At 72.5% G+C, this 23,258-nt stretch carries 25 protein-coding genes; 9 read left to right on the top strand and 16 right to left on the bottom strand.

Going from position 1 to position 23,258, the window contains the following annotated elements; translation table 11 throughout:
• Positions 1-2: 2 nt before the first annotated feature.
• Complete coding sequence (gene mftR, locus ACNYS0_RS01510) at positions 3-635, bottom strand: mycofactocin system transcriptional regulator (RefSeq protein WP_422470776.1); 633 nt, start codon at positions 633-635, stop codon at positions 3-5.
• 160 nt (positions 636-795) lie between these two features.
• Between mftR and ACNYS0_RS01515 the strand changes: the two genes are divergently transcribed.
• Positions 796-1,590 (top strand): SDR family NAD(P)-dependent oxidoreductase, encoded by a 795-nt coding sequence (locus tag ACNYS0_RS01515; protein WP_422470777.1) that lies wholly within the window; start codon positions 796-798, stop codon positions 1,588-1,590.
• 27 nt (positions 1,591-1,617) lie between these two features.
• Positions 1,618-2,454: a phosphotransferase gene (locus ACNYS0_RS01520; RefSeq protein ID WP_422470778.1), complete on the top strand. Its 837-nt coding sequence runs from the start codon at positions 1,618-1,620 to the stop codon at positions 2,452-2,454.
• Between the two features lie 3 nt (positions 2,455-2,457).
• Here ACNYS0_RS01520 and ACNYS0_RS01525 read toward each other — a convergent pair whose 3' ends face one another.
• The gene (locus ACNYS0_RS01525; protein ID WP_422470779.1) at positions 2,458-3,348 is read right to left on the bottom strand and encodes an NAD-dependent protein deacetylase; all 891 of its coding nucleotides are present in this window, start codon (positions 3,346-3,348) and stop codon (positions 2,458-2,460) included.
• On the opposite strand from ACNYS0_RS01525, the gene ACNYS0_RS01530 reads away from it, so the two are divergent.
• Positions 3,347-3,523, top strand: coding sequence for a hypothetical protein (locus ACNYS0_RS01530; protein ID WP_422470780.1), 177 nt, complete (start codon positions 3,347-3,349; stop codon positions 3,521-3,523). The genes ACNYS0_RS01525 and ACNYS0_RS01530 overlap by 2 nt on opposite strands.
• A 15-nt stretch (positions 3,524-3,538) precedes the next feature.
• Here the strand turns inward: ACNYS0_RS01530 and ACNYS0_RS01535 are convergent, their stop codons facing one another.
• Positions 3,539-4,132: a TetR/AcrR family transcriptional regulator gene (locus ACNYS0_RS01535; RefSeq protein ID WP_422470781.1), complete on the bottom strand. Its 594-nt coding sequence runs from the start codon at positions 4,130-4,132 to the stop codon at positions 3,539-3,541.
• A gap of 101 nt (positions 4,133-4,233) precedes the next feature.
• On the opposite strand from ACNYS0_RS01535, the gene ACNYS0_RS01540 reads away from it, so the two are divergent.
• From ACNYS0_RS01540 to ACNYS0_RS01550, 3 genes are read left to right on the top strand one after another with little or no spacing between them, the layout of a single operon-like run.
• Positions 4,234-4,659, top strand: a complete 426-nt coding sequence (locus ACNYS0_RS01540) for a nuclear transport factor 2 family protein (protein ID WP_422482413.1) — start codon at positions 4,234-4,236, stop codon at positions 4,657-4,659.
• On the top strand, positions 4,656-5,513 hold the full coding sequence (locus ACNYS0_RS01545; protein WP_422470782.1) for an NmrA family NAD(P)-binding protein: 858 nt from the start codon (positions 4,656-4,658) through the stop codon (positions 5,511-5,513). The genes ACNYS0_RS01540 and ACNYS0_RS01545 overlap by 4 nt, the downstream gene beginning before the upstream one ends.
• Positions 5,514-5,562: 49 nt before the next feature.
• Entirely contained in the window at positions 5,563-6,114 is a 552-nt protein-coding gene (locus tag ACNYS0_RS01550) for a phosphotransferase family protein (RefSeq protein WP_422470783.1), read from the top strand.
• A 16-nt stretch (positions 6,115-6,130) separates the two neighbouring features.
• Here the strand turns inward: ACNYS0_RS01550 and ACNYS0_RS01555 are convergent, their stop codons facing one another.
• From ACNYS0_RS01555 to ACNYS0_RS01565, 3 genes are all read right to left on the bottom strand, one after another.
• Positions 6,131-6,871 carry an IclR family transcriptional regulator gene (locus tag ACNYS0_RS01555; RefSeq protein WP_422470784.1) on the bottom strand — a complete coding sequence of 247 codons (741 nt, stop codon included), beginning with the start codon at positions 6,869-6,871 and terminating at the stop codon, positions 6,131-6,133.
• Between the two features lie 102 nt (positions 6,872-6,973).
• On the bottom strand, positions 6,974-7,903 hold the full coding sequence (locus ACNYS0_RS01560) for a dihydrodipicolinate synthase family protein (RefSeq protein WP_422470785.1): 930 nt from the start codon (positions 7,901-7,903) through the stop codon (positions 6,974-6,976).
• A gap of 3 nt (positions 7,904-7,906) precedes the next feature.
• Positions 7,907-9,076, bottom strand: a complete 1,170-nt coding sequence (locus tag ACNYS0_RS01565) for a mandelate racemase/muconate lactonizing enzyme family protein (RefSeq protein WP_422470786.1) — start codon at positions 9,074-9,076, stop codon at positions 7,907-7,909.
• Positions 9,077-9,265: 189 nt separating this feature from the next.
• Here ACNYS0_RS01565 and ACNYS0_RS01570 point away from each other — a divergent pair, with 189 nt between their 5' ends.
• Positions 9,266-10,597 (top strand): MFS transporter, encoded by a 1,332-nt coding sequence (locus tag ACNYS0_RS01570; RefSeq protein WP_422470787.1) that lies wholly within the window; start codon positions 9,266-9,268, stop codon positions 10,595-10,597.
• Here ACNYS0_RS01570 and ACNYS0_RS01575 read toward each other — a convergent pair.
• The gene (locus ACNYS0_RS01575; protein ID WP_422482415.1) at positions 10,576-11,403 is read right to left on the bottom strand and encodes an EamA family transporter; all 828 of its coding nucleotides are present in this window, start codon (positions 11,401-11,403) and stop codon (positions 10,576-10,578) included. The genes ACNYS0_RS01570 and ACNYS0_RS01575 overlap by 22 nt on opposite strands.
• A gap of 152 nt (positions 11,404-11,555) precedes the next feature.
• Here ACNYS0_RS01575 and ACNYS0_RS01580 point away from each other — a divergent pair, with 152 nt between their 5' ends.
• Entirely contained in the window at positions 11,556-12,431 is an 876-nt protein-coding gene (locus ACNYS0_RS01580; protein ID WP_422470788.1) for a LysR family transcriptional regulator, read from the top strand.
• 21 nt (positions 12,432-12,452) lie between these two features.
• On the opposite strand, the gene ACNYS0_RS01585 is transcribed toward ACNYS0_RS01580, so the two are convergent.
• Entirely contained in the window at positions 12,453-13,958 is a 1,506-nt protein-coding gene (locus ACNYS0_RS01585) for an alpha/beta fold hydrolase (protein ID WP_422470789.1), read from the bottom strand.
• A 72-nt stretch (positions 13,959-14,030) separates the two neighbouring features.
• Between ACNYS0_RS01585 and ACNYS0_RS01590 the strand changes: the two genes are divergently transcribed.
• Positions 14,031-15,002, top strand: a complete 972-nt coding sequence (locus ACNYS0_RS01590; RefSeq protein ID WP_422470790.1) for a helix-turn-helix domain-containing protein — start codon at positions 14,031-14,033, stop codon at positions 15,000-15,002.
• A gap of 10 nt (positions 15,003-15,012) precedes the next feature.
• On the opposite strand, the gene ACNYS0_RS01595 is transcribed toward ACNYS0_RS01590, so the two are convergent.
• From ACNYS0_RS01595 to ACNYS0_RS01630, 8 genes are read right to left on the bottom strand one after another with little or no spacing between them, the layout of a single operon-like run.
• Entirely contained in the window at positions 15,013-16,143 is a 1,131-nt protein-coding gene (locus ACNYS0_RS01595) for a lytic transglycosylase domain-containing protein (RefSeq protein WP_422470791.1), read from the bottom strand.
• Positions 16,140-17,543: an ABC transporter substrate-binding protein gene (locus ACNYS0_RS01600; protein WP_422470792.1), complete on the bottom strand. Its 1,404-nt coding sequence runs from the start codon at positions 17,541-17,543 to the stop codon at positions 16,140-16,142. Before ACNYS0_RS01600 ends, ACNYS0_RS01595 begins: the two co-directional genes overlap by 4 nt.
• Before the next feature lie 55 nt (positions 17,544-17,598).
• Positions 17,599-18,294: an ABC transporter ATP-binding protein gene (locus ACNYS0_RS01605; RefSeq protein WP_422470793.1), complete on the bottom strand. Its 696-nt coding sequence runs from the start codon at positions 18,292-18,294 to the stop codon at positions 17,599-17,601.
• Entirely contained in the window at positions 18,294-19,100 is an 807-nt protein-coding gene (locus ACNYS0_RS01610) for an ABC transporter ATP-binding protein (protein WP_422470794.1), read from the bottom strand. The genes ACNYS0_RS01605 and ACNYS0_RS01610 overlap by 1 nt, the downstream gene beginning before the upstream one ends.
• Positions 19,097-21,082, bottom strand: a complete 1,986-nt coding sequence (locus tag ACNYS0_RS01615; RefSeq protein ID WP_422470795.1) for a branched-chain amino acid ABC transporter permease — start codon at positions 21,080-21,082, stop codon at positions 19,097-19,099. The genes ACNYS0_RS01610 and ACNYS0_RS01615 overlap by 4 nt, the downstream gene beginning before the upstream one ends.
• Positions 21,070-21,525: a hypothetical protein gene (locus ACNYS0_RS01620; protein WP_422470796.1), complete on the bottom strand. Its 456-nt coding sequence runs from the start codon at positions 21,523-21,525 to the stop codon at positions 21,070-21,072. Before ACNYS0_RS01620 ends, ACNYS0_RS01615 begins: the two co-directional genes overlap by 13 nt.
• The gene (locus tag ACNYS0_RS01625; protein ID WP_422470797.1) at positions 21,522-21,884 is read right to left on the bottom strand and encodes a hypothetical protein; all 363 of its coding nucleotides are present in this window, start codon (positions 21,882-21,884) and stop codon (positions 21,522-21,524) included. Before ACNYS0_RS01625 ends, ACNYS0_RS01620 begins: the two co-directional genes overlap by 4 nt.
• Positions 21,872-23,170: a hypothetical protein gene (locus ACNYS0_RS01630; RefSeq protein WP_422470798.1), complete on the bottom strand. Its 1,299-nt coding sequence runs from the start codon at positions 23,168-23,170 to the stop codon at positions 21,872-21,874. Before ACNYS0_RS01630 ends, ACNYS0_RS01625 begins: the two co-directional genes overlap by 13 nt.
• Positions 23,171-23,258: the final 88 nt, after the last annotated feature.

The following is a 23,258-nucleotide window of genomic DNA, read 5'->3' on the forward strand; positions in this document are numbered from 1 at the left end:
GACTACGCAGGCGGTGCCTCGCCGAGCCCCGCCTCCAGGTGCCGGATCGCCGTGTCCAACAGCTCGCTCAGCTCGGCGTCCGGCACCGCGAGCCAGTGCTCGTACGCCGTGACCGCCGCCGCCAGGACGGTGTGCCCGTAGAGCCGCGGGCGTGCGTCGGACGGGGCGACACGGAGACGGTGGGCGGCGAAGTCCGTGACGATCGCGCGCCACGCGGTGTACCGCAACGTGGCATCGGCCTGAAGGGTGGGCACGGACAGGATCAGCCGCATCCGCTGCCGGTGCCAGGGCACGACGGTGGCGTCGAACCGGTTGAAGTCGACCACGGCCGCGCGCAGCGCCGTCATGATCGGGACGCCCGGGTCGGTGGCGCGCAACAGCTCCCGGAATCCGGTCAGTTGCTGCTCGAAGTCGCCCCACACGAGGTCGTTCTTCGACGCGAAGTAGCGGAAGAAGGTCCGCCGGGCGATACCGGCCGCGCCCGCGATGTCGTCGACCGTCGTGGCATCGAAGCCCTTCCGGGCGAAGAGCTCGAAGCCGATCCGTTCGAGGTCGGCGCGGGAGGTGGCACGCGGGCGGCCGCCCTTCGGCGAACGGTCGTCACGCTCGGCCACGCTGCTCGTCGGCGACTGCACATCCGCTCCTTCGTCAGGGGACCGAAGATACCTCCGTGGCACCCGTCGACGGCCGGGCATGCCTTCAACTCTTCGCCGGTTGCGGATATATACGCGGGGACGGGCGACATCCGGACGACGATCGTCGCCGACCGGCCGGAGCTGTGAGGGAGTTGGCGCGTTGAACGGCACACATGCGGACACGGAACAGGACTTCGGCTCCCGCAAGGGCGCCGCGCTCGTGGCGGGCGGGACCGGAGGCATCGGCGCGGCGGTGGTCCGCACGCTGGCCCGGCGCGGCAGCACGGTGCTGTTCACGTACCGCTCGAACCAGGAGGCCGCCGAGGCACTGACCGCCGAACTCCGCGCCGAGGGCGGCCAAGTGGAGTGCGTGCGGACGGACCTCACGGACGAGGACGGGGCGGCGGGCCTGATCGGGTCGGTGTCGGACCGCTTCGGCGCCCTGCACACGCTCGTCCACGCGGCGGGCCCGCACGTCCCGATGGTGCACCTGAGCCAGGTGACGCCGTCCCAGTACCGGCACCAGCTCCACACCGAGGCGCAGGCCTTCTACAACCTGGTCCACCCCGCGCTCGCTCCGCTGCGGGAGACCGCCGGCAGCGCGGTCGCGGTGACCACCGCCGCCACCCACCGCTACCCCGTCCGCGACGGCCTGTCCTCGGGCACGAAGGGCGCCGTGGAGGCGGTGGTCCGCGCGCTCGCGGCGGAGGAGGGCCGTTACGGGGTCCGCTTCAACTGCGTCGGCCCCGGCATGCTCACCGACGGCATCGCCGCCCGCCTCATCGAGGACGGCGAACTCGACGACGCCGCCCTCCAGGTGACGCGACGTAACATTCCCCTGCGCCGCTTCGGGACCGCGCAGGACATCGCGGAGGCGGTCGCGTTCCTGGCCTCCGACCGGGCCGGGTTCATCACGGGACAGCACCTTGCGGTGGACGGCGGCTACACCGTCTGAGGTCTCGACCAGGGAAAGAGGATGGCCATGCGTGAGACCGAGTCCGCTCGGGCCCTGTCGGCAGCCATGGCGGTCGGCTCGTCGCTGGGTCTGAGCGTGGCCGACGCCACCGTGCTGCACGACTCGAACAAGCTCACCGCGCGCCTTCTGCCGTGCGACGTGCTGGCCCGCGTGGCACCGGTGACCGACCAGGTGGCGGAGTTCGAGGTCGATCTCGCGAAGCGCCTCGCCGCCGTCGGGTCCCCGGTGGCCGCGCTCGATCCCCGCGTCCAGCCCCGGGTGTACGAGCGGGACGGCTTCGCCATCACCCTGTGGACCTACTACGAGCCCACGGGCACGCCCTCGGTGCCTCCGGCCGACTACGCCCGCGCGCTCGAACGGCTGCACGCCGGAATGCGCGCCGCCGACGTCCCGGCCCCGCACTTCACGGACCGGATCGCCCGCGCACGGGACCTGCTCGCGGACCACGACCGCACCCCGCGGCTCGCCGCCGCGGACCGGGAGCTGCTGAGCGACACCTTGCGGAGCCTTGGTCGCACGCTCGGCGGGCACGGCGGTGACGAGCAGTTGCTGCACGGCGAGCCGCACCCCGGCAACGTTCTCGACACCAAGGGCGACGGCCTGCTCTTCGTCGACCTGGAGACGTGCTGCCGCGGGCCCGTCGAGTTCGACCTCGCCCATGCGCCGGAGGAGGTCGCCGCGCACTGTTCGGGGATCGACGAGGACCTGCTGGCCGCGTGCCGGACCCTCGTCCTCGCGGTCGTCACGACGTGGCGGTGGGACCGGGACGACGCGTACCCGGGCGGACAGCGGATGGGCCGGGAGTGGCTCGAACGGCTCCGGGCGGAAAACGGCCCGCGCTGACGTTCACTCGCGAACCCCCGCCACGACGTCCCGCAGCGCCTCCCCCAACGGCAGCTCCACCCGCACTCCCCAGCGATCGCCGCGGGTGGGCTGGTTGTTGACGATCAGGACCGGCGTACCGGCGTCCGCGGCCTGGCGCACGAAGCGCAGGCCGGACATGACGGTCAGCGAGGAGCCCAGGACGAGCAGCGAGGCGGCCCCGGCGACGAGCTCGCGGCAGGCGGCGACCCGCTCGGGCGGCACGTTCTCGCCGAAGAAGACGACGTCCGGCTTGAGCACCCCGACGCCGCAGGCCGCGCACGTCACCACCTGGAAGTCGCGCACCGCCTCCTCGGGGAGCTCCACGTCGCCGTCCGGGTTGACGCGCGCGGTGCGGTGCCGCTCGGCCTCGGCCTCGAAGTGCGGGTTGGCCTCGCGCAGTCGCCGGTCGACCTCCGCGCGGGTGGTGAAGGCACGGCAGTGCAGGCAGAGCACGCGGCTCAGGCTGCCGTGCAGCTCGATGACGTCCGGGGCGCCCGCGGCCTGCTGCAACCCGTCGACGTTCTGCGTGATCACGCCGGTGACCAGGCCCGCCCCGGCCAGCTCGGCCACGGCGAGGTGTCCGGCGTTGGGCCGGGCCCGGATCATGGCCCGCCAGCCCAGCTGGCTGCGCGCCCAGTACCGCTGCCGGGCGTGCTCGCTGCCGGTGAACTCCTGGTACGTCATGGGGGTGTGCTGCCGCAGCGAGCCGTGCTCCCCGCGGTAGTCAGGGATCCCCGACTCGGTGGACAGCCCGGCCCCGCTCAGCACGACGACCCCACCCGCGCGCACGGCCTCGACGACGGGTGCCAGGTCGGTCGTGGCGGGCGGCAGGTCGCCGGACGGTTCCCAGGTCAGAGTCGGTCGCGTACGCATGCGAGCCAGCTTACGTACGCGGCCGCCCGCGTGCCGCCAGGCATCGGAAGGATTCCTGACCCGCAGGTACCCCGGCCAGTCCCATCCGCTCCTCGTCCACACGGCCGTCCCCGGCACCGAGAGCCACGAGAAACTGCGGCTGCTGTCCGGCACAGGGCCGCAGGCGCTGCGTTGAGACGGCTTCCGGGCCTCAGGAGTCGCCCGGCGCACCGTCCATGACGCGGGCCGCGAAGTCCGCCAGTCGGGCCCGCATCCGTTCGCGCGGCACGTGCTCCTGTCCGGCCAGGTGCTCGACGAGGTCGGCGCGCGTGGCGGCCAGCAGCGCGTGGGCGGTGAAGTCACCGTCGCCCAGCCCGGGAATCTGCTCCAGCACGGCCCGGAGCAGGCCGTGCCACCGCTCGTAGTGCTCCGCCCGGTACGGGCTGCCGCTCCCGCTGCCCTCCAGGGCCAGCGCGAGCCGCCGGTTGTCCAGCTTGAAGCACAGCACGGCGTCGAGCAGCGCGGGGACACGCTCCCGCGGTGGTGTGTCGGGGCCGAGGGGTGGCGGGCCGGACTCCACGGCCTCGGTGACCGGTTCGAACCGTGCCTCGTACAGCGCGCGGAGCAGTCCGGAACGGTCGCCGTAGGCCCGGAAGAGCGTGCCCTTGCCGACGCCGGCCTCCGCCGCGATGTCGGCCATGGTGACGTCCTCGGGGCTCGTCCCACGGGCGAACAGCGCGTCGGCGGCCGCGAACACCGCCTCCCGGTTACGGGCGGCGTCCTTGCGCGGCTTGCGCTCGGGCATGCGCTTCTTCCTCTCGTTGCAAAACGGACCCACGGTCCGCTACCTTCAAACCGGACCCACGGTCCGCATTCTACGAGACGGAGACACCCATGTCCGCACCGATACCCGCACCGACCGTCCCCGCGGAGCTCTTCCGCCACAGTCTGAAGCTGCTCCTCGACAAGAACATCCCGGGCTGGGTCGACCTGTGGGCGGCAGACGGCGTGATGGAGTTCCCCTTCGCTCCCCCAGGCTGGCCGCGGCGACTGGACGGCAGGGAGGCCGTTGCCGCGTACATGCGCCACTATCCCGACCACATCGACCTGCACGACTTCCCCGAACTGCAAATCCACCGGACCACCGACCCGCACACGATCGTGGTCGAGATGCGCGGCGTCGGCCGACTGGTCGGGACCGACAGCCCCTTCGACATGACCTACATCGCCGTCGTCACGGTCGAGGACGGACACTTCACGTCCTACCGCGACTACTGGAACCCGCTGGCCGTCCAGCAGGACGGCGCCGACTTCACCGGGAGCGCCCGATGAGCACCACCAGCGCCACCACACTGGTCATCGGCGCCACCGGCACCACGGGCAGCCGCGTCGTCGCGCACCTCACGGCCGGCGGCCATCGCGCCAGGGCCGCCAGCCGTCGCGCGACGCCGGTCCCCGGCACGGAGCCCGTCGCCTTCGACTGGTACGACCCCGCCACCCACGACGCCGCCCTCGACGGAGTCGACCGCGTCCACCTCGTCCCGCCCGTGGGCGACTTCGACCCGGCGGCGGTCATGCTGCCGTTCCTCCGCAGGGCCCGCGCCGCCGGCGTCCACCGCGCGGTGCTGCTGAGCGCCTCGGCCGTACCCGAGGGCGGACCGGCGGTAGGAATGGTCCACCAGGAACTGCCCGAGCTCTTCGACAACTGGGCGGTGCTGCGGCCCTCGTGGTTCATGCAGAACTTCACCGGCTCGCACGCACACGCCGCGAGCATCCGCGAGGAGGGCGTCATCCGGACCGCGACCGAGAGCGGCCGGGTCGGCTTCGTCGACGCCGAGGACATCGCGGCCGTCGCCGTCCGCGCCCTGACCGACGAAGTCGCCCCCAACACCGACCTCGTGCTCACCGGCCCCGAGGCCCTCTCCTACGACGACATCGCGAGGCTCGTCACCGAGGCCACCGGCCGCCCCGTGGTCCACCAGCGGCTCTCCTACGAGCAGTTGCGCGACCGCTTCGCGACGCAGACCCCGATCCAGGGAGAGTTCGCCGCGATGCTGGCCGGCATGGACCGCGCGATCGCCGAGGGCGCGGAGGACCGCACCACCGACACCGTCCAGCGCGTCACCGGGCGGGCCCCGCGCAGCTTCCGCGCACACCTCGAGCAGGAGACGCGGGACGCCGGTTGACCCTCACCATGCCGTGGCCGAGAAACCGCCTCTGGCCGATGATCGGCGCATGCGTCCGCTGAAGCACGGCCACACCAACCGCACGCTCGCCGACCGTACGGTCGTGACGAAGACCTACGACGGCCCCGACGCCGCACTGAGACTGCGCCGCGAACGCACGCTGCTCCCGCACCTCCAGGGCCGGTTGCCCGTGCCTCCGGTACTCGACGCGACCGCGACCACCCTGAAGCTTGGGCGCCTGCCAGGCGTGCCGGGTCAGGAGTTGCTGGACGCCGGGCACGCGGCGCAGGTCCTGGCAAGCTGCGGGAAGCTGCTGCGCCGGATCCACGAACTCACGCCGCCCGTGCCCGCCCTGGGCACGCGCGGGGCGACCGAGGTCCTCGTGCACGGCGACTTCGGCCCCAACAACCTGCTCCTCGACCCCGGCACCTTCGAGGTCACGGCCGTGGTCGACTGGGAGTTCGCCCGTTTCGGCGCTCCGGTGGCGGACCTGGCCTGGTGCGAGGAGCTGCACCGGTTCTGCGAGCGGTGGGAGGCGGGCGGTGCGGGTGCACGGCAGTGGCGGGAGCGTGCTGGCGTTACGGCGGCGTGGCGGGAGTGATCCAGGACCCGGCCGCTCAGTGCAAATAGCCGAGCGCCGAGGACACTTGGTCCGCGTACTCGATGGCCCTGCCCGCGAGTTCACGCTCCCGGGATGCCAGGTCGAGGGCCGACAGGGAGCCGGAGACCGACAGGGCGGCCACGATGTCCCCGGAGCGGTCACGGACCGGGACCGCGAGGCAGGCACGCCCGAGCGCCAGCTCCTCGACCTCCGTCGCGTAGCCGCGGCCGCGGACCTCGTCGAGGTCCTTGAGGAGGCCCTTGAGGGTGGTGAAGGTGTGCGGAGTGTACGCGGGGTAGTCCGGCCCGATCAGCGCCTCGACCTCGTCGCCCTTCAGACCGGACAGAAGCACCTTGCCCATGGCGGTGGCGTGCAGCGGGGCGAGTCGGCCGGTGAGCGTGAAGGAACGCTGGGTGCGCGGGCCTTCGAAGTGGCAGAGGTAGAACATCTGGTCACCCTGGCGCTCCGCGACGTTCGCGCCGAGGCCGGTCTCGTGCGCGAAGTTCTGCGCGACCTGGCGCGAGGCGCGGAACACCGGGGACTGGTTGAGGGCGATCCCGGCGAGGCCGACGAGGCGGGGGCCGAGCCGGTGCAGGCCAGTGCGTTCGTCGCGGGCCAGATAGCCGAGCGATTCGAGCGCGCCGACCAGGCGGGAGACCGTGGACTGGCCGAGACCCGAGAGCTCGACGAGTTCCGCGATCCGGCGCTCGGGCTGCTCCTCGGTGAAGTAGGTGAGCAGCGAGAGGGCGCGTTCCACGCTCTGGGTCCCGATCCCAGCGGCACGAGATGTAGCATCCATATCGTGGATGCTACATCCTCGCCGACGCGTCGACCGCCGGAATCCCCAGGGTGATCCGTTCTAGCGGGCGGCGGATGCGGCCGGCACGAAGGCGCCACGGCGTGGCCACTCGATGTCCTCGAGGACCTCGTCGAGCGCCCTGCGCGTAACCGCGTCCAAGGGCGCCGCGGGCAGCCGGACCCGCGCGGATGCGATCACCCCGCGGCGCACCAGGACCTCCTTGTGGACCGCCCAGGCCTGCCCCGCGCGCACACCGAGGTGGACGAGCGGCCGCACGTTCGCGAACAGGGCCCGTGCCCGTCCCCGGTCGCCGCGGTCCAGCGCGTCGAGGACTTCGCGCAACACGTCGGAGAACTCGCAGGCCGGCATCGTGCCGACCGCACCGTTCGCATGTTCGTCGAGGAGGTACTGGGCGTTCTGGCCGCCCAGCACGGCGAAGCCGGGACCGGTCGCGGTCGCGACGGCGGCCACCTTGGCCGGGGGCGAGGGCACTTCCACCTTCACCGACGTGATGTGGGGTTCGGCCGCCAGGGACACAATCTGCTCGACGCTCATCGACACCCCCGTCACTCCCGGCGCGTCCTGGATCATGACGGAGGCATCGGTCGCGGCGGCCACGGCGGCGAAGAATTCGAGGACCTGCGGCGGGGACGGCTTGGTCAGGAACGGGGGCAGGACCATGAGGTGGTCGGCGCCGCCGTCGACCGCCCGCAGCGCGAGCTCGCGCGCGGTGACGGTGCTCGTTCCGTTGACGCCGGCGATCAGCGGCAGCTCCGGTCCCGCCACCGTACGGACCTCGCGCAGGATCGTCGCGCGCTCGGCCTCGGTGAGGGCGAAGCCCTCGCTGGCCATGCCGAAGACGGCGAGACCGTCTACGCCACAGGCGAGTTCGAACTCGACCAGCGAGCGCAGCGAAGAGACATCCAGCTCTCCGCCGTCGGTGAAGGGAGTGGCGAGGATCGGCATCAGACCTCGGGGCAGTACAGGCACGGTTCAGCTCTCCTTGGCGAGTTCGGCGACCTTCTCGGCATCCACCTCGACGCCGAGGCCGGGCCCGGCGGGCAGCGCGTAGCCGTCGGGACAGGCGTCGATCGGGGCGCGCAGGATGCTCTGCGCGACGGACAGGGAATCGGCCTGGAACTCGAAGAACGGGGAGTTCTCGACGGCCGCGCTCAGCTGGATCCCGGCGGCCAGGGCCACACCCAGGCCGACCGAGTGGTGGCAGGCCACCGGAAGGTGCGCCGCCGCGGCCAGTTCGGCGATGGACTGGGCCTCGGTGATGCCGGTTCGGGCGACGTCGGGCTGGGCCAGGCGCAGGGCACGGCGGCCGATCCAGTCGGCGAACTCGTAGCGGTTGCGCATCGCCTCGCCGACGGCGACCGGTGTGGTGATGCGGCCGGCCAGCTCCCGGTGCCCCTCGACGTCCTCGGGGGCCAGCGGCGCCTCGAGGAACAGCGCGCCGCGCCGGTCGAGCTCCTGGCCGAGGGCGAGCGCCTCGCCGATGGAGTACGCCCAGTGGGCGTCCACCGCGAGCCGCACGCCGGGGGCCGCCGCGGCCACGGCGTCGTAGGTGGCCAGGTCCGTCTCGACGCCCTTGCCGAGCGCCAGCTTGATCATGGTGGCGCCCTGCTTCTCGTACGAGGCGGCGAGCGCGGCGCGCTCCTCGTCAGTCGGCTCGGGCAGGCCGGAGACGTAGGCGGGGACGCGGTCGCGATGGGCGCCGCCGAGCAGTTCGGCCACCGAAAGGCCGGTCAGCCTGCCGTGCAGGTCCCACAGGGCGATGTCGACGGCGGCCATGGCGTCGGCCTGGTGGCCGGTCAGGTGTCCGCGCTCCCGCATCAGCTCGCGCATGCGGTGCCACAGCGGGCGGACCCGCGTGGGGTCCTGGCCGATGAGTTGACCGGCCAGCAGCCGGTCCACGACGGCGGCCGGGATCTCGGGGCCGACCGGCGCGAGCGCCTCGCCCCAGCCGGTGCATCCCTCGTCGGTGCGGACCTCCACCAGGAGGGTCTCGAAGCGTCCCGAGTACAGGCTGCGCCACGGCGCGCGCACGACGTAGCCGCGCTCCGGCGTGAGCTCCTGCCCGTCGTCAAGGCGTCCCAGGTAGGCCCGTGACCCCTCCAGCTTCAGTACGTGGGTGAGCACCTCGGTGATACGGGCCATGCCGCTTCCCTCCATCGTCTGGCTCGGTCTCGCCCATTCCTGATTGGGCAATCCACATTCTGCATAGCTCTTGTAAATAGAGCAAGCATGGTTAACATCGTGGCCATGAACGCTCAACGCTGAGGCAATCTGCCCGGCCGTCGCGTTGCACACCCCGCGTTGTCCCACCCATCCGGATGCGAGGCCCCCATGCCCGAGCAGACCGCCGCGCCCTCCACGCCCGACACCGATCCCACCGACGCGACGCCGTCGAAGCGGGTTCTCGTCGCAGGCAGCATCGGCAACTTCGTCGAGTGGTTCGACATCGGCATCTACGGCACGCTCTCGTCCGTCATCGCCGGGAACTTCTTCGCGCACGGCGACCGGACGGCGGCACTCCTGTCGACGTTCGCCATCTTCGCCGTCGGCTTCGCGATCAGACCGATCGGCGCGCTCTACTTCGGCCCGCTGGCCGACCGCGTCGGACGCAACCGCGTTCTCGCCATCACCGTGCTCGTCACCTCGGCGTCCACGTTCGCCATCGGTGTGCTGCCCACCTACGCCGGCATCGGCGCCGCCGCTCCCCTGCTGCTCGTACTCGCCCGCCTGGTACAGGGGTTCGCCGCGGGCGGCGAGACGTCCAGTGCGGTCAGCCTGCTGTTCGAGTACGCGCCGCGCAATCGTCGTGGCTACTACACCAGTTACGGTGCCGCTCTCGGCTTCGTCGCCTTCGTCTGCGGAGCCGGGGTGGCGCTCATCCTCTCCCTGACATTCGGCGACGACCAGATGTCCTCGTACGCCTGGCGCATCCCGTTCCTCCTCGCGCTGCCCCTGGGCGTCGCGGGTCTGTATCTGCGGCTCAAGCTCGACGACACTCCGGAGTTCCGGCGCCTGGAGGAGGCGGGCGAGGTCGCCGACTCACCCATCAAGGAGACGTTCCGCACCAGCGGCAGGCCGATGCTGATCCTCGCCGGTGTCATCGTCCTGAAGGGCGTCGCCCACTGGACGCTGCAGACCTTCATGGTCAGCTATCTGACGGACACCATGCACTTCAGCCAGGCCCAGTCCTTCGCCGCCTCGACGATCTGCATGGGGGCCGTGGCCGTCCTCATCCCGTGCGCCGGGCTGCTCTCCGACCGGGTCGGCCGCAAGCCCCTGCTCATCACCGGCGCCCTCGGCCTGATCGTGCTCGCCTGGCCCTGCCTGCTCCTGATGTCCTACGAGAACGCCGTGCTCGCGATCGTCGCGATGGTGATCCTCGGGCTGCCGATCGCCGCCTACGACGGCGCGGTCAACGCCAGCATGGCCGAACTGTTCCCGGCCCGGATCCGCACGGGCGCCATCGCCATCCCGTACAACATCTCGGTCAGCCTCTTCGGCGGCACCGCCCCGTACATCGCCACCTGGCTGGTCACCTCCACCGGCTACGACCTGGCCCCCTCCTACTACTTGATGGCCGCGGGCCTCGTCACACTCCTCACGGTCGTGCTGGGTGTGCGCGAGACCGCGGGCCCGCGGGTTCAGATGTCGGTCGCCCGCTGAGCGACGCGCGTACCGGTGCCCACCGCGACCGCGTTCGCCGCCACGATGACGGCGATCGCCAACCAGGCCAAGGGGTCGAGGTGTTGGCCCAGGACCAGCAGCCCGACGAGCGCCGCGAAGACCGGGTTGACGCTCATGAAGACGCCGAAGAAGCGGGCGGGGACCCGGCGCAGGGCCAGGAGGTCGGACAGGAACGGCACCGCCGAGGACAGGATGCCCGCAGCCAGGGCGCAGACGAGGGCCGTGAGGGTCGGCGGGTGCAGGTACAGGACCGTGATGCCGATCGGCAGATAGAGCAGGCCCGACACACCGGCCGCCGCGGCCGAGCCCTGGAGGCCGGGGAGGCGGTGGCCGACGGCCCGGTTGAGCAGGATGTAGCAGCCCCAGCACGCCGCGGCGACCAGTGCGAGACCGATGCCGACGTAGTCCGTGCTCGGCCGCGGGCGGGTCAGTACGACGACGGCCCCCGCCGCCGCGAGGGCGCAGAGCAGGTCGAGGCGGCGCCGCGTTCCGGCGAGGGCCACGGTGAGCGGGCCGAGGAATTCCAGGGTGACCGCGAGGCCGAGGCCGATCCGGTCGACGGCGAGGTACAGCGTCAGGTTCATCGTGGCGAAGACCCCGGCCAGGGCGAGCACCGGGCGCCATTGGGCGGCGGTGAAGGAGCGTATGCGCGGGCGGCCCGCCGTCAACAGCACGACGGCGGCGACCCATTGACGTACGGCCACGACCCCGGCCGGTCCGAGCACGGGGAACGCCAGGGCCCCCAGGGACGCGCCGACCTGGTTCGACAGGCCGCTGCCGAGCATCAGCGCGACACCGCCGGCGCGGGCGTCGGCGGGGGTGCGGGTCGGCTGCGCGGAGGGCGCGGAAGGGTGGGATGTGGTCGCCATGGTGTGAGATTCGCCCCGCGTCGGCCATACGCAAAATGCATGCCGTGCGTCTCGCATACGCTGGGCGTATGGATGAAGGAAGCGGTCTCGCCGGTCTCGAACTGCGGCATCTGCGCTGTCTGCTCGCGATCGTCGACACCGGCAGCTTCACCGACGCCGCGATCCACCTCGGTGTCTCCCAGGCCTCGGTGTCCCGCACCCTGCACGCGCTGGAGACCGTGCTCGGCGTACGTCTCCTGCACCGTACGAGCCGCACCGTCACACCCACGACCACCGGCGTCCGGGTCGTGCACCACGCCCGGCAGCTGCTCACCGACGCCGAGAATCTCGTGCGCGAGGCCACCACGGGGCACACGCGGCTGCGGATCGGGCACGCCTGGGGAGCGTTCGGGCGGCACACCACCGAGTTCCAGCGCCGCTGGCACCAGCGCTGCCCCGATGTCGAGTTGCTCCTGGTGCGGCACAACAGTCCCACCGGCGGCCTCGCCGAGGGAGCCTGCGATCTCGCCGTCGTACGCCACCGGGCGGATCTGCGCCGCCGGTACGCCTCCGCCGTCGTCGGTCACGAGCCCCGCTATGTGGTCATGGCCGCCGACGACCCCTGGACCAGGCGCCGCCGCGTTCCCCTCGCCGACATCCGTGAGCGCACCGTCGTGGTGGACCGGCGCACCGGCACGACCACCGCCGACCTGTGGCCCGGCGACCCGCACGGCGACGTCGAGTACACGGCCGACGTCGACGACTGGCTCGCCGCCATCGCCACCGGCCGCTGCGTCGGCGTCACCCCGCAGGCCACCCTCGCCCAGTACCGGCGCGAGGGCGTCGTCTTCCGCCCGGTGTCGGGCGCGGACCCGGTGCCCGTGCGGGTGATATGGGACGAGCGGGATTCCCACCCCCGTACGCACGCGGCCATCGCGTTGCTGAGCGAGTTGTACGGGGGCTGACGGTCGGCGCGGCCGGACGTCTCAGTCGAGTCCCAGGTATGCCGACACGCGTCCCATCGCCTCGGAGACCGCCTGCCGTGCGGCATCACCGTGGTCGAGGCCCTCGAAGGCGTGCGGGGCACCCGGTACGTCGATCACCTCCAGCGGGGCGCCGCCCGCCTCCGCCGCGCCGACGAACTCGGCCACCGTCGTCGCGACCGCCGGCGCCTCGCGGCCGACCCGGATGAGGACGAACGGGGGTGTCCCGCCGCGCGCCACCACGTCCGCGGGCCGGAACCCGGGATCGTTCACGCCCCAGTTGGGCAGCGGCGCCATGATCGGGTAGCTCGCCGCCAGGCAGCGCAGCCACGGCGGGGCCTCGCGCAGCCACGGCGCCGTCAGCGGGCCGCCGCCGGAGAAGAACCACAGCGCGATCCGGTCCGCGTCGACCCGCGGATCGGCACGCACCTCGGCGACCGCGGCCGCCACGTCCTCGGCGGCCGTCGGATACGCCGTGACCGCGTGCAGCCGATGGTCCAGGGTGACGCCGATCGCGCCGCGTGATGCCGCGAGGCGGGCGTAGCCGATCAGGGTCGGCCAGTCGCGCGGCGTCGGCCGAGCGGCTTCGGGCACGGGGCCGCCGTGCACGATGACGACCGCCGGACGGGGCTGCGCCGACGCGCCCTCAGGGACGTAGAGGTCGATGGCGCCGCGCCGTTCGCGCGGGACCTCCGGTACGTCCAGGAGGAACGGCCGGAGGTATCCGGTCTGTGCCTCCTCCTCCTCGCCCACGGGTTCGAGCCGGGTGCCCTCGTCGGCCGCCGCGCGCAGCAGCACGTCGGCGAGTTCGTCCGGGCAGGACAGCATCGGCCAGTGCCCCGTGGGCAGTTCGAAGAAGGTCACGTCCGGACGGGCGAGCGCCTTGATCGTCGGGTCGCCGAAGCCGAGCAGCATGCGGACGGTGTCGATGGTCGCGCCGCTCTCCGCGCACAGCACTCCGGTGGTGGGCAGGTCGTCCCCCGCGCCGGTAAGCCGCAGTGGTTGCAGGAGTGTGCCGAGCGGCTGGGGAGAGGCGTGGGCGGTCAGCCGGTCCAGGGCCTCGTCGGACACACCGGCGGTGCTGCCCCAGCGCCGCCATTCCTCCCGGGTGGGGGCAGGCAGCTCTCCACTGGTGTTCCCCTCCTTGGCGAGGCGTTCGCGCAGTTCCTGGTCGGGGACCGCGGCGAGGGCAACGGCGCCGTCCTGTACCGGACCCGTGTCCAGGTACACGATCCGCGCGATGCGGTGGGCCCGCAGGTCGGCCGCGCCCACCGCCGGATACACGCCGTAGTCGTGCCCGACGAGGACGACGTCCTGGCCCACGGCTCCCTCCGTGATCGTGTCGATGGCCTCGACGACCCTTGCGATGTGCGCGTCCAGGTCTGTGGCGGGCCCGAGGTCCACCACGTGGGTCCGCGCGCCCCCGGCCGCCAGTTTCCCGGCTGTCTTCCGCCACACGTCCGGGCCCGTGAACAGGCCCGGCACCAGCACGAACTCCGTTGTCTTCACGTCTCCACGTCCTTCATCAGTGGTTGTCAGCGGCGGCGGGTACGTTAGGAACTCCCCCTGAGGGAGGTTCAAGTGCACCTGTCGACCGACTCGACTGGGCCGTCCGGCTCGCCCGACGGGCTGTGGAGCATCGGTGAGCTCGCCGAGCAGGCGGGCACGACCGTCAAGACGGTCCGCTTCTACTCCGACACCGGCCTGCTCCCGGAGCGCACCCGCAGCGCGGGCGGGCACCGCCGGTACGGTTCCGACGCCCTCGACCGGCTCCGCCTGATCCGTTCGCTGCGCGGTCTGGGCCTGCCCGTTCCCGAGGTGCGGCGCATCGTCGACGAGCGGGCGGGGGCGGACGGGGCACTGGAGGACGCCGTCGCGGGGCAGTTGCGCACCCTCGGCTCGCGGCTCAGCGCGCTGCGCTGGCAGGAGGCGGCGCTGCGCCTCGTCCAGGAGTGCCCGCCGCAGGAGCGGGCGGACCGGCTGCGGCTCGTCGGCGCGTTGGACGCCCCACCGAGCACGGCGCCACTGGCCAGGTTCTGGCGGGCCTGGCTGCCACCTCGGATGCCTGCCTCGTCGCGAACGGCCTTTCTGGAAGCCACCGTTCCGGCCCCGCCCGACTCCCCCACCCCGGGTCAGGTGCTCGCCTTCGCCCGGCTGTGCGCGCTGGTGTCACGCCCCTGCACGCCGGACATGGGACCCACTCAGCCCGCCGCGCACAGCACGGCAGGCGCACGCGAATCCTCCATGCTGTACGCCGGGTTGGCCGAGGCCTACGACCTGGCGGCCGAGCCGATGCGGGCGGGCGAGGCTCCCACGCCGGGTCCGGCGCTCGACTGCTTCGTCACGACGTACGCGCGTGTGACCAGGGCCCGGGACACCCCGGCCTTCCGACGCGGCCTCGCGGGGCAGCTCGCCTCCGATCCGCGCCTCGACCGTTACTGGGACCTGGTGGCGGAGCTGACCACCCCGGAAGGCGGCCGCCCGGAGCCGACTCCGGGCACGGCCCACGACTGGCTCCTCGCCGCGCTGGACAGGCAACTCACCGACGCCTGACCTCTCGGGGTCACGTCGACCGGCGAGAGAGAAGCAGCGGCGAAGGAGTGTGGCCGGAGGTCGGCAGCCGGAAGGTGGGGTCGGGCAGGCTCGGCAGCTTGGGTTTCGACGGACGCTTGCCGTCGCCCGACGGGCTCTGCGACGGCGAAGGACTGGGCGTGGCCGAGGGCGAGCCCGACTCCTTGCCACCCTTCCCCTTCCTCTTTCCCTCCCCCTTCCGCTTTCCGTCCTCCTTCTCCCCTGCCTTGCCCTGGCCCGGCTTCTCCGACTGCCCGGGCTCGCCCTGCGATTCCCCGTCCCCCGGCATCCCCGCCGTCGGCACGGCCCCGTTCCCGTACACCCTCATCCAGCTCAGTACCAGCTCCAGGTAGGAGTCCGAGTGGTTGTACGCCAGCACCGCACTGCGGATTCCGGCGCCGCGGGTCAGGTCGCCGCCCGCCGCGCACAGGTAGCGGCCCGCCGCCAGCCACGCGTCGTCGATCTGGTGCGGATCGCGGGCGCCGTCACCGTTGCCGTCGCTGCCCCAGCGGCGCCACGTGGAGGGAATGAACTGGGCGGGACCCACGGCGCGGTCCCAGGTCCGGTCGCCGTCCCAGGTTCCGTCGTCGGAGTCGTGGATGGCGGCCACGTCCGGGCCGCCGTCGAGTCGCGGGCCGAGTATGGGGGTTCGCGTACGGCCGTTCCCGTCCAGGGCGCCGCCGCGTGCGTGCCCGGATTCCACCCGGCCGATCGCCGCGAGCAGCGGCATTCGTATTCCGCACCCCGGTGACTCGGACGCGAGGTCCTTGACGGCGCTGCGGTAGGCGGCAAGTACGCGGCCGGGAATCCCGTGTGTCGTCGGGAGTGCCGGAAGGTCCTTCGGGTCCTTCTCGCCGTCGTGCTTCTCGCTCTTGAACGGCACCGGCCGCGTCCCGGGTATCTCCGTCGGCGCCTGCGGGTAAAGCGGCGGGCTGCCGCCGCCCGCCTGCGAGCCGGGCGGCGGGGCACTCGTGGCCGACACCGATGCCATGTCCGCCAGTTGCCAGACCGTCGCCGTCGCCATGCCGCCCGTCGCCGCCACGGCGACCGCCCCGGTGAGGATCTGATGCCAGAGCAGGCTCCTACGGCGCCCGCCGCGCCGGCCCTGCGGTCGCCCGCTCACCAGCAGAACGCCTTTCCACCGGACATCGCCGTCCACCGGCCGCCCGAACCCCGCATCCCGAAGGCGCACTTGGTGTCGTTCGAGCCCTTGCTGGTGTACGTCAGCGGAACGGTCAGGCCGTCGAAGCGCTGGCCGCGGAAGGTGCGCAGCTCCTTGATCAGTCCGGCCCGCGTGATGTCACCCGCGCCGCGCGCCGCCTTCTCGAACACCTTCGCCGAGGCCCAGCCCTGCGCGGCCGAGGGGCCAGGCGCCTTGCCGCCGCCGTACTTGTTCCAGGCGGAGTCGAACTGCCCGAAGCCGGCCGCCGACGAGCCCTTGAAGGGGAACACCGGGGTCACCGCGAGGACGTTCTTCAGTCCCGGCTTGGAGGCGGTGGTGCCGTCGACGGTGGCGCCCGGCTGCAAGAACTGCGGGTTGAAGTTCTGCCGGCTGCACGAGGAGGCGACCCGGTTCACGGTGTTGGGATCGCCGGTCACCAGCATCAGGTCGACGTCCGCGTTGCGCGCCTGGATGCACTCGGCCGTGAAGTCGGGCTGAGTGACGGAGATCTTGGCGTTGTAGACGGGGTCGAGGCCGTAGCGCTTGGCGGCGTTCCCGCTGCCGAAGAACCGCTCGTGCACGTGGGTGCAGGCATCGGAGTCGGTGCAGAAGAGGGCGCCGAGCTTCTTGCCCTTGCCGTACTTCGCGCCGACCTGGGCGAGGCCGTCGAGCGCCGAGTTGGTGCCGGGGCATTCGCTGAACAGCATGGGGCTCGCGGTCCACGCGGTCGTCGAGCAGTCGCCGCCGATGACGGGGACCTGCTTCTTCTCCACGTAGCTCTTCCAGGCGTTCATGGTCTGCGTGGTGGTGAACGAGGCGACGATCGCGACGGCCTTGCGCTGTTCGACGAGCTCCTGCATCTGGCTGCGCCCCTTGGAGGCGTCGGCGCCGTCGTCCATGACGATGACCTTGACCTGGCGGCCCTTGATTCCGCCGTTTGCGTTGACGGTGGCCGCCCAGGCCTGGAGGGCACGTGGCCCCTGGGCGAAGGCGACGCCGCCGGGTCCCGACGTCGTCCCGACGCTACCGATGACGATGGGGCCGCCGCCGGACCTGCCACCGCCCGCCTTTCCGCCACCGCCGCCGGATGCCGGGCCACCACCATCGCCGCCGCCTCCGCCGGCTCCGGTCCCGCTCCCGGACTTCCCGTCGGACTTCGAGCCGTCCCTCGGGGTGGTGGTGTCGGACGAGCCGTCGGCGCCGACACCGGTGTCCGAGCCCGCGGCCCCGGTGGCGACATTCCCGCCGTTGCCCACGGAACGTACGACGGTGTCGTGGTCGACCCGGCTGCCGCAGGCGGCGAGCACCAGGCTCAGCGCCGCCACGGCCGCCAGGGTGGCGCGTGTACGGGTCGGGGTCATGGTTCTCCTCCGGAGCGCGGGAACGAAACAACGAGCGGAAGGGGGTGAGTGGTGGTCAGGTGTGCGCGCCCAGGTACTGGGCGACGAGTCGGTCGCCGTCCAACTCGCCCGGTTCTCCGGCGAATTCGATGCGGCCACGGTTCATCAGGTAGACGTAGTCGGCGAGTTCGAGGGCGCGGGAGACGTACTGCTCGACGAGGAGCAGGGCGCGGCCGTCCTCGGCCAGCCTGCCGAGGAACTCGAAGATCTCGTCGACGACGACGGGGGCGAGGCCCATCGACACCTCGTCGAGCAGTACGTAGTCGGCGTCGGTGACATAGGCGCGGGCGAGGGCGAGCATCTGCTGCTGGCCGCCGCTGAGCGAGCCCGCGAGCTGGCCGAGCTTCTCCCCGAGGACCGGGAAGGCGGTGACGGCGCGTTCGACGGCTTCGCCGGGATCGCCTCCTGCCGCCTGGATGAGGATGTTCTCCTTGACCGTCAGGGTCGGGAAGACCCCGCGCCCTTCCGGGACATGGCAGACACCTGCTCGGGCGAGGGCGTGCGGGCGCTTGCCCGTGAGGTCCTCGCCGTCGATGGTGAGGCGCCCGGAGGTGGGTGCGAGAAGGCCGGACGCGACCCTCAACAGGGTTGTCTTTCCTGCCCCGTTGGTGCCGAGCAGCGCCACGACGGACTGGGGCGGCAGCCACACGTTCACCTCGCGCAGGACGCGGGCGCCACCGTATCCGGCGTCGATGTCGTCGAGTTCCAGCACTACGCGGCCTCCGATCCCAGGTAGGCGGCGCGCACGACGGGGCTCGCACGCACCTCGGCCGGAGTGCCCTCGAAGATCAGCCGGCCGAAGTCGAGCACGTAGAGGTGGTCGCAGACCGACATGACGAGACCCATGTCGTGCTCGACGAGGAGTACTCCGCAGCCCCGTTCGGCGACGACCCTGGCGACGATCGCGCCGAACTTCTCCGTCTCGGCGGTGTCGAGGCCCGAGGACGGCTCGTCGAGCAGCAGCAGCTTGAAGTCCCCGGCGAGGACGCGGCCGAGGTCGACGAGGCGGCGCTGCCCGGTCGAGAGCGATCCGGCGATCTCGTGGCGCAGGGCTCCCAGGCCGCACAGTTCGAGGACCCCCTCGGTGGCGGCCCGTACGGCCTTCGTCTCGGCAGGGGTGGCCAGGAGCTGCTTGAGGGGGTTGCCGCGGGCGAGCCCCGCCTCGCGTCCGAGCGCGATGTTCTGCTCGACGGTGAGCGAGTCGAACAGGTCCATGCGCTGAAAGGTCCGGCCGAGGCCGAGCTGGGCACGGGCCGCGGGCGGCCGTCCGGTGATGTCCTTGCCGAAGAGCCGGATCACTCCCTGGGTGGGCCTCAGCAGCCCGGAGCATGCGTTGAACGTGGTGGTCTTCCCGGCCCCGTTGGGCCCGATGAGCCCGGTGACACGGCCGAGCGGTGCGGCGAAGGCGGCGGAGTCGACGGCGGTGTTCCCGCCGAACCGGATGGTCAGGCCGTCGATCTCCAGGCCGTCCACCATCGGGGCGGGCCGCTCCGTCTCGTTGACCGCGTTCCCGTTCATCGCGCCGCCTCCTTCCGCAGTCCCGAACCCACGCGAACCCGTGCCGGTGCCGACCGGGCGGCGCGCGCCTTCCGTGCCACCGTCAGGCGCTGCGCGGCCGGGCCCGGCGCCCCGAGGCGTTCGTCGGCGCGCGAACCGTGCTGCGACTCCGGCGCGGGCGTCCCCGCGCCGCGGCGCTTCGCCGCGCCCGCCTCGTACAGCGCGACGAGGAGCGCACCGAAGCCGAAGAGCACCGGGAGGGCCTGGGCGAAGGTGTCGTCGGTGAGATAGGCGGGGACGACCGCGACCAGCACCGCCGCGAGGGGCGGGCCCGCCGAACGCAGGCCCGCGCACAGGACCAGGACGGTCAGCCAGGTCAGCGAGGTGTACGAGAGGAAGGGCGCGCCCGTCGCCGAGCGGCCCTGGGACGCGTACAGGGCGCCCGCGACGCCGGCGACGAACGCCGAGATGGCGAAGACGGTGACGCGGGTGACGTTCACCCCGAGGCCGAGCGTGGAGAGCGTCGTGGGCGAGTCGGCCATGGCGCGCAGCAGGCGTCCGAGGCGGCTGCGGCCGACCAGGGCGATCAGCAGTGAGCCCGCGACGGCGAAGGCGAGGAGGACGTAGTAGAAGGCCTCGTCGCCTTCGAAGAGGCCGGGGCGGGGCGCGGGCAGGGTGTTGGTCCTGCCGAACATCCAGGACGTGCCGTAGACCGCCCGTTCCAGGAGCAGCCCGAGGCCGAAGGTGGCCAGGGCGAGGTAGAGGCCCGAGAGCCGGATCGCGGGGATCGCCACCAGCATGCCGACGGGCACGGCGACGACTCCCGCGAGGAGCACGGCGAGCAGCCACGGCAGCCCGGCGCCGACCGCGAGGTGCGAGAACGTCGAGGCTCCCACCGCCACCAGTGCGGCGTGCGCCAGTGAGACCTGTCCCGAGGTGCGGACGAGGAGTTGCAGCGAGGCGAAGATCAGGACGTACACCAACGCCGAGGAATAGACGGGGAGTTTGGACGCCGCGACGAGCGGCACGCAGCCCGCGAGTACCACCGTTGCTGTCGCCACGATCCGGCCGGTGGCGCGGCTCACCAGTGGTGTGGAGGCGGGCGCGGGACGGTGTCCGCCGATCTCGGCGAGCCTGCCCCGGCCGACCAGGAGCAGCACGGCGAACAGCACCACGAACGGCATCGCGGGCGGCAGGCCCGAGAGTGTCTCGGACGTGGCGACCCACTTGGTGGCGAGCGCGGAGAGTACGCCGATGAGCAGTCCGCCCGCGTAGGTGAGGGGGAGGCTGGAGAAGAGGCCGACGGCCGCTGCCCCGTACGCCTGCACCACCAGGAGGGTCAGCAGAAGGACGTCCAGGCCGAGCTGGGGTGCCAGCAGGATGCCGGACGCGGCGGCGAACCAGCAGCCGATGAGCCAGGCTCGGGTGCGTACGGCGAACGCGCTGGTGCCGGAGAGTTCCAGCAGGTCCGGGTCGTCGACGACCGCCCGCATCCGTACGCCCATCGAGGACAGCCGGAAGAAGGCGAAGAACCCGAGCGCTCCGGCCGCGGCGACGACCGCCGAGGTCAGCTGGTCGATGCCGACGTGCACGCCGATCACCGTGACCGTGTCGGTGGGCAGGAAGCCGGGGAAGTCGAGGGCCGAGCTGCCGTATCCGGCGATCAGCGCGCTCGTGACGACGAGTTGCAGGCCGACGGTGGCGACGACCTTGGTGGCGACGGTCGCCGCGGCGAGGGTGCGCGTGACGCGTTCCATCAGCAGTGCGACGACCGGCGGCACGACGACCACGGCGACGGCGAGTGCCACGGGCCAGGGCAGGCCGCGCAGCGTCCGCAGGTCGTAGTAGACGAACGCGGAGATCGCGGCGATGGCTCCGTGCGCGAAGTTGAAGATGCCCGAGGTCTTGTAGGTGAGGACGAGTCCCATGGCGGCGAGTCCGTACACGGACCCGGTGGTGACTCCGACGACCAGGAACGGCAGCAGTTCGTTCACGGCGAGCACACCCTGCACGGTTCGCCCGCGCCGACCGCGGCCGGTGTCACGTCCTTGCCCGCGACCAGCGGGCAGTCCGGCCGGTGCGGGCGGTCCATGCCCTCGGCGCGTACGAGCGGCAGGACGAGTGTGTCGTCCGTGCTCGTGGTCCGGGGAGCGGGCCCGGTCCGCGTGTCCTCGTCATCGTCCGTGGGGGCGAGGGCGATCAGCGTCACGCGCCGCTCGCCCAGGGCGCGGCGCGCCCGCAGCAGCCACAGGCAGAGGCCGCCCGCGCCGACGGCGAATCCGGCGACGCCGAGGTTCGTCCAGGCCGCCTGCCGGGCGGTCGACACCGTGGCGCTCGCGCCGAACCAGGCGGTCACGATCAGTGCGAGTCCGGCGAGGCTGGTGCCGCAGACGGTGACGACGTCGCGGTCGCGCCAGGGGACGGCGCGCGGGTCCACGCCGCTCATCGCAGGCTCCCTTCGGGTACGGGGGCCGTGGGAGTCGGTGTCTCGACGCCGTCGGGGGCCGCCGCGACGGACGGCCCGGCGGCGGGGGTCGCCCCGCCGCCCGTGCGCAGCGCCTGCTCGATGCGGTCGAGCTTGCGCCACTCGTCGCGGAGGTCGGCCGAGAGCCACAGGGCGCTGGAGAGGCCGAGCAGGAACAGGCTGCCGAGCCCGGCGCTGATCACGTACGGCAGTTGCTCGGCGGGGTACGGCGTGCCGCTCACCCCGCGCCAGCCGAGGACGAGGGTCACGGCGCCCGCGAGCGCGGTGAGCGCGGCGGTCAGCCGGTCCCACTGACTGCGTATCCGGGTCACGAGGTCCATCGAGTCTTCACTCCCAACAGGCGCAGCAGGGTGCCGGCGGCGAACGTGGCCACGGCGCCGAACGCGAGCACGATGTACAGGCCGGTGACACCCATGTCGGTCGGATTGGCGGCGAGTCGGACGGGCCGGGTGTCCTTGGGCCCTGCCGGGGATCCGCCGCCGTCGGAGGGCGTTTTCGGGGTGTCGGCGCCGCCGCCTCCTCCGCCGCCGGGTGCGGGCGCGCCCGCGCCGTCGCCGCCACCCGTCCCGGAGGGTGCCTGCGGGGCGGGGACGGGCGGCATGTCGCCAGTACCGGGAGGTGCCTCGACGCGCCGGGCGTCGGCGGAGGCGCGGCCGAACACGTAGGTGACGGTGTAGACGGACCCGGAGCGGGTGTCCTGCTGGCGGGCCCGCACCTCGAGTCCGGCGGACTCGATGCCGTGCTTGGTGCGCTTCTCGTCCAGGTAGCGGAGCTTGACGCCGGCCTTGGCGAGGGCCTGGGTCAGTGCCTCGGCGGGGTCCGCCCCGCCCGCGCCTCCGCCTGGCAGTCGCACGGCCTTGCCCGCGACCTTGAGCCCGTCCGGTGTGATCTCCACGCCCTGGCCCGCGATCTCGGTGCGGCCGATGGTGAGTTCGGCGTCCCGGACGACCTTGCCCGACCGGTCGACTCCGGCACGCGCCGAGCTGCGGATGCGGCCGATGTCGAGGACGCCGTTCACGGACCAGGGCCGGGTGTCGGCGCTCGCCTCCGCCGTGCCGGTGAGGGCGCCGGGGTCGACGGAGGAGTGGGCGGACGCCTTGGTGGAGGCGCCGGTCGCGTCCTTGCCCAGGACCGTGCCGGCCACCGCATCGGTGGATGTCTTGGTGCTGTGCGCCCGCATGGTGTGCGGGGCCCGTCCGGCCTTCGCGCTGTCCTCGGACGGATACTTGGAGGCCGCGTACAGCGGGTAGTCGGGGAACTTCTGCCCGGTCTGGCCGCCGATGAGCGCGGGGGCGGAGATGACCGTCTCACCGGGGTACGGGCTGCTCGCCCACCCCGAGGACTCGCCGACCGCGTAGTTCACACAGGACTTGGCCACCGGGATGCCCGCCCCGGCGGGCGCCGACAGCAGTGTGTCGTTGCTGGCGCTCACGGTCACCTGCACGCCCTGCGCCATCGCGGCCACCGGGCAGTCCTCGCCCTCGGCCGCTTCCGGTTCGGCGGCGCCCGCCGAACCGGTCGCCGCGGGCAGCAGCACCAGAAGCGCGGCCGTGCCCGCTCCGCAGAGCGCGCGGGCCCGCCGGGGGACGGCGTGAGATCCTCGCACGGACATCGATGCCCTTCACGTAGACGTCGTCTTCGGACCGGATGGATGTGACGGCCGGATGTGACGGGGTGTGACGGATGGAAGCGAC

It is taken from the genome of Streptomyces anthophorae (assembly GCF_049310305.1).
Taxonomy (GTDB): domain Bacteria; phylum Actinomycetota; class Actinomycetes; order Streptomycetales; family Streptomycetaceae; genus Streptomyces.